The sequence below is a fragment of the Pseudorhodobacter sp. genome (assembly GCF_030452865.1).
Lineage (GTDB): Bacteria > Pseudomonadota > Alphaproteobacteria > Rhodobacterales > Rhodobacteraceae > Pseudorhodobacter.
The window spans coordinates 1-5,980 of the sequence record NZ_JAKDLJ010000228.1 but is presented as its reverse complement, the minus strand read 5'-3'; the positions used below and the strand labels follow the sequence as shown (position 1 = coordinate 5,980).

The window sequence follows — 5,980 nt, the reverse complement described above, 5'->3', positions numbered from 1 at the left end:
GGTTATTTCCTCGGCATCGACCTCACGCCATTGTTACAGGATCAGGGCGGCGGACCGTCCAGCGCACAGATCGGTCCCCCGGCGGAGATGACGCCCGCAGATGTGGCGGCAGGCAAATTCGTGGCAGTGACGCTGGCCGATACCGAGGAGGTCTGGGCCGATGTGTTCAAGGATCAGTTGCAGCGCAGCTATAGCCCTGCGATTTTGGTGCTTTACAAGGGCGTTACGGCATCACCTTGCGGCGGTGCGTCCGGGGCGACCGGGCCGTTCTACTGCCCTGGCGACAAGAAAGTGTATCTCGATACGGATTTCTTCGTGACACTCGACAAGCAGCTTGGCGCGAAGGGCGATTTTGCGGCGGCCTATGTTGTCGCGCATGAAATCGGCCACCATGTTCAGGATGAGCTGGGGATTCTGTCGAAGGCCAATGAGGTGCGTTCCACCGTGTCCCAGGCTGACAGCAACGCAATCTCGGTTCAGATCGAATTGCAGGCGGATTGTTTTGCCGGCATTTGGGCGCGCCACGCGCAAAAGCAATTCGGCAGTATCGACCGCGGTGATCTGGAAGAGGCGGTGAACGCGGCGAAGCGCATTGGCGATGACACCTTGCAGCGCAATGCCGGACGTATCCCCAGCCCGCACAGCTTTACGCATGGCACCTCGGAACAACGCTCACGCTGGTTTGCGACGGGGTATGACTCCGGTGCGTTGGGCGACTGCGATACATTCTCCAATCGCAATCCCTAAATCTGGAATTGCGGCTGACTGCCGATTGACGCGCCGCAAAAGGCGCGCTACATCGCACCCACTGGGCCCGAGTGGCGGAATGGTAGACGCAGGGGATTCAAAATCCCCCGTCGCAAGACGTGGGAGTTCGAGTCTCCCCTCGGGCACCAGTTTTCAACCTTCTTCCGAGTTTGGATGCCGGTCCCACCGAAGCCACTCGGTTGCGGCGATCCGGTTCAGACAAATGTGGCGGAATAACGAAAGATTTTAGGCGAAGTGATTCGGCCCGTTTACCATGATTGTTGCTAGTTGACGGGTTTTGCAGCAGAAAATCGATGGTTTGTTTCCGGGGACGGCGCTGAGGATAGGGTGGGGTGAGCGTGACCGGCGGAAATGAACAAAAGTGATTAACGCCCGAATCACCCCCGTTTTTGTTTCGAAATCGCGAACAGTATGGGCGGCAATTTGCCGGATTAGTGATAGTTGGTACATGGAACCCCGCCAAACCTGCCGATCTGGCTAGGTTGACGGTGCGAAATCGGAAACAATCACCTCTCCGATGTCACTGGAAGGAATACGGCTTTCATGTGGCAAAACCGCGCCTTAACCATGCCGCAACGGTGACTGGTGCAGCGATTTTGCTTTTCGTCCCGTTCAACTCGCTGTATTAATTGTTTGTCTCTATCTGGATAGGGACGTGGCCGTGGGGGCGGTCGGTATGAGTGGTGCATGCGCTGCCGGTTTGTGGCGCATAGCAAGTGAAAGATGCTGCCGCAAAGGGGTGTGTTACCCTTCGTTATCTGCGACTTTCGGGTCATAGCCCCAAAGCCGCGATGCAGCACCTTCCTCCTCACTCCATCGGACTGGCTTCGTAATGGCGTAGAGACCGGGATTCCCCGGTTCGCGTTGAGCTTGCGGCAGCATTTGCCGTGTTTGATGGGGCGTCCTTGGTCTTGAACCCTGGGTCTCTGCTGATGTGAGGAATTTGGAAGATGCCTGTTTTTTCTCTGTACAACTTCAATGATGGTGGCGTCTACAATGGCGGCTACCTGGTTGCTGCCGATTCCGCGCTCGCGAACGGCGCAGAGGATGGTGCCTATTTCAACGGCGCGCATCCGAGCGGTGGCCGCGCCATACTTGATGGCGTCGACGACAAGGTAAAGATATACCCGGATGACGAATTCCAACTGTCGCGCGGTACGCTGGAAATCCAGTTCTCGCAGACCCAGCAAGTCGGCACCGGGCCGAACACGGTTCTGTCGCGCGATTCGGTCGGCGAGCATCCCGGTGGCTTCCGGATCGAGGTGATGCCGGACGGGTCTGTGCAGATCTCGCATGAATCCGCAGGCGATACGACGACCTTCAATACCGGCGCGGGTTTTGTGAACCCGAATGATGAGGTCAACGTCAGCTATTCCTGGGACGAAGCCAGCGGTGGTGCGGTCCATATCAACAACCTGACCACTTCCGATTCCTATGATGACACGGTGCCTGCCGGGTTGACGATGGATCAGGGGTCGGACAGCCAGCCGTGGATGATCGGCGCCGGACAGTCGCAATCCGATCCGGACATGCTGAACAACCTTGATGATTATTTCCAGGGCTCGGCGGAATATTTCTCGATTTCCGACACGGTTGACAACCTTTCGGGTGATCCGACGGCGAACCCGGATACGGCGGAAACCGATGAGGATACGCTGGTCGAGATTCCGGTTCTGGACAATGACACGGACCCCAATGGTCAACCGTTGTCGATCAACGGCACCCCGACCGCCGCGAACGGCACTGTTACCGTGACGCCGGATGGCGCGTTGCAATACATGCCGAACCCGGATTTCAACGGGACGGATACCATCAACTATGAAATCGCCGATCCCGATGGCAACACGTCCTCGTCGACGGTGACGGTGACGGTCAACCCGGTGAATGACGCACCGGTTGCGGTGGATGACACTGCATCGACAGGGGTTGGGCAACCCGTGGTGATCGACCTGATCGCCAATGATACCGATGTTGACAACCCGAATTCCAGCCTGTCGATCCTTGGCACGCCGACCTCGGCGAATGGGACTGTGGTGGTCAATCCTGATGGCCGCTCTGTCACCTTTACGCCGACCGGCGGGTTCAGTGGTGCGGCGGTGATCAGCTATACCGTGACCGACCCGGACGGCTTGACTGATGATGGCATCGCCACGGTGACGGTCGGTGGTGGTGGCTCGGGGCCGGACGGTTATGTCGACGGCACAGCGGGCAACGATTATATCGACACGTTCTACACCGGCGATCCGAATGGCGACATGGTCGACCACAATGATGCGATCCTGCCGGGCGATGCACCGAACGATGACCGCATCCGTGCGGGCAGTGGTGATGACACCATTTATGCCGGTCTGGGTAACGATCACGTCAACGCCGGTCCCGGCAATGATCTGGTCTATGGCGGCCCCGGCGACGACACGCTGCTGGGGGGCGATGGCAATGACACGCTTTACGGCGAGGATGGGAACGATTCCATCAACGGCGGCGCGGGCGATGATTTCGCCTATGGCGGCGCAGGCAATGATACCCTGCTCGGCGGATACGGCAATGATACGCTGATCGGCGGGGCCGGCAATGATTACGTCGAAGGCGGCGTTGGCGATGACCTGATCGACACCTCGGCCCCCGGACTTCCCATGCCGGATCGTGGCTACCCAGGTCTCTACCCGGCGGATACCGACCCGAACAACGATCTCGATACCGTTTATGGCGGCTATGGCAATGACACCATCACCACCGGCGATGATCGCGATCTGATCTATGGCGGCGTCGGCCATGACAATATCGACGGTGGCGTGGATGATGACACGATTTACGGCGGCCATGGCAATGATACGATCGTCGGCGGCGAAGGTTCCGACTATATCGAGGGCAACGAAGGCCACGACCTGATCTATGGCGGTCTGTCCCCGGCCTACCCGGACTCGGTGAACATCCCGGATGTCGGCGCGTTCCCCGACCTGCGGCCCGACAACGGCATGGACACGATCTATGGCGGCGATGGCAATGACACCATCTTCGGTCTGGACGACAACGACCTGATCTATGGCGGTGCTGGCGATGATCTGATCGACGCCGGGATCGACAATGATACCGTGTATGGCGACCGTGGCAATGACACCATCCGCGGTGGCGAAGGTGTCGACTCGCTTTATGGCGGTGCGGATCGTGACGTGTTCATCGTTGACAACCAACTTGCCGGTATCGGCGAAAAGCCGGATGGTTCGGTCAACTTCATCGACGGGAATGAGAACGGCGACGACTATGACACGCTTGACCTGCGGGGCGCTGGCCCGTTGCATGTGCAATATTCCCCGACCAACCCGGAGAATGGCACTGTCCATTTCTTTGACGAGCATGGCAACCCGACCGGGCATCTCGACTTCATCAATATCGAGAATGTCATTCCCTGCTTCACGCCGGGAACGATGATTGCCACGCCGAAGGGTGAGGTTCCGGTGGAGCATCTGAAGGTCGGCGACCGGGTTATCACCCGCGACAACGGCATTCAGGAAATCCGCTGGACCGGGGTGAAGAAGATGGATTGGGCGGCGCTGACGGCCAACCCGCATCTGCGCCCGGTGATGATCCGCCGTGGCAGCCTTGGCAACGGTCTGCCGGAGCGGGACATGATGGTCAGCCCGAACCACCGCGTTCTGGTGTCGAACGACCGTACCGCGCTTTACTTTGATGAGCATGAAGTGCTTGTCCCGGCCAAGCATCTGACCGGCGGCAAGGGGATATTCGAGGTCGAAAGCATCGGCACCAGCTATCTCCACTTCATGTTCGATCAGCATGAGGTTGTGCTGTCCGATGGAGCCTGGACGGAAAGTTTCCAACCGGGTGACCTGACGCTGAAAGGCATGGGCAACGCGCAGCGCAATGAGATTTTCGAGATCTTCCCGGAACTCAAGACCGAGGAAGGCCGCGAAAGCTATGCCGCAGCACGTCGCACCCTGAAAAAGCACGAAGCGAAATTACTGGTGCGCTGACGGCTGGCGGGAAACGGTTTATGCAGCAGCCTGCAACCAAAATTGCCGGCGCAAGGGAAGGGGGCGGAAACGCCCCCTTTTTTTGGTTTGTGCGTGTATTAACTGCGAGGAAGCGCTGCCGCGATTCCGGGTGCATCGGCGGATTGATTTGCACAGGGATTGACCCGTCCTGCTGCGGAACCGTCACGAAGCCGCCCAACTCCCGCCGCTTTTTCCGCGCAGGGATGAAGCTGAAGAGTTCTGCCCCGGTGCCGCGATTTTGTCGCGTCCGGGGGATATAAAACATAGTAAAAATTCGTGAGGTCGGGATGCCGTATACTTTGGATTGGGCCAGCGTTGGCAGCAATGGAACCTATTCGCTGGCGGATGGAACCGATACCGTCGGGGTCACGGTTTCCACTGCGACCAATGCGATGGGTCAAACCGCCAGTTCGATGACCAACGGCTCCCCTGCGGCAGCGGGGCTTTGGGTCAGCGGTCTGACGCAATCGGTGACCAGCACGTTGAACTTCGACTCGCCGGTCAGCAATTTCAGTTTTGAGATCTATGACATTGATGCCCAGGCCTTCAATCCGCAAACCCAGGCGGGGGGCTGGGCCGACAAGCTGACAATTCTGGTGACGGATGCGAACGGCAATGTAAAAGCGGTCAATTTCGGTGACCTGACTGCCGACCCATATCATTCCAACGTTGGCAACGTGCTCAGCGGTACAGGCAGCGCCAGTCCGAACGTCGAAACCTCGGGCGCGGCGGATAGTGTTCCGGTCACCATTGCAGGCCCGGTATCAAAGATCGAGTTCATTTTTGATCACGGCGATGACTACAGCCGAAGCGGTGCCTTCGGCATCGGCAATATGAGCTTTTCAGATTCGGGCCTGAATTACATCGTCGAAGGCACGTCGGGCGACGATCTGATTGATGATCTTTATTCGTTGGACCCTGAAGGCGACCGGATTGATGCCAACGACAACGCAGCAGGCAACAATGATGATGTGGTGCTTGCCGGGGATGGCAATGACACCGTGCGGTCCGGCCTTGGCAACGATTCCGTGGATGCCGGGATCGGCGATGACTCGGTTGTCGGCGCGGAGGGGGATGACACCCTGATCGGCGGCGAGGGCGATGACACGCTGATCGGTGATTTTGAAAGCGACAGTTCCATTGGCACGCGAGGCGATCCAGTGGCAGGACCGGGTGGCAATGACAGCTTGGTCGGTGGCGCG

At 58.5% G+C, this 5,980-nt stretch carries 3 protein-coding genes and 1 tRNA gene; all 4 read left to right on the top strand.

The features are described 5' to 3' along the window. Positions 1–747: neutral zinc metallopeptidase (locus L0H65_RS13045; RefSeq protein ID WP_301459485.1), on the top strand; the 747-nt coding region annotated here is incomplete at its 5' end. Between the two features lie 65 nt (positions 748–812). Then, a tRNA-Leu gene (locus tag L0H65_RS13040) sits at positions 813–896 on the top strand. An 822-nt stretch (positions 897–1,718) separates the two neighbouring features. After that, positions 1,719–4,757, top strand: a complete 3,039-nt coding sequence (locus L0H65_RS13035) for a Hint domain-containing protein (RefSeq protein WP_301459484.1) — start codon at positions 1,719–1,721, stop codon at positions 4,755–4,757. 308 nt (positions 4,758–5,065) lie between these two features. Further along, on the top strand, positions 5,066–5,980 hold a 915-nt coding region (locus L0H65_RS13030; protein WP_367651995.1), incomplete at its 3' end, for a calcium-binding protein.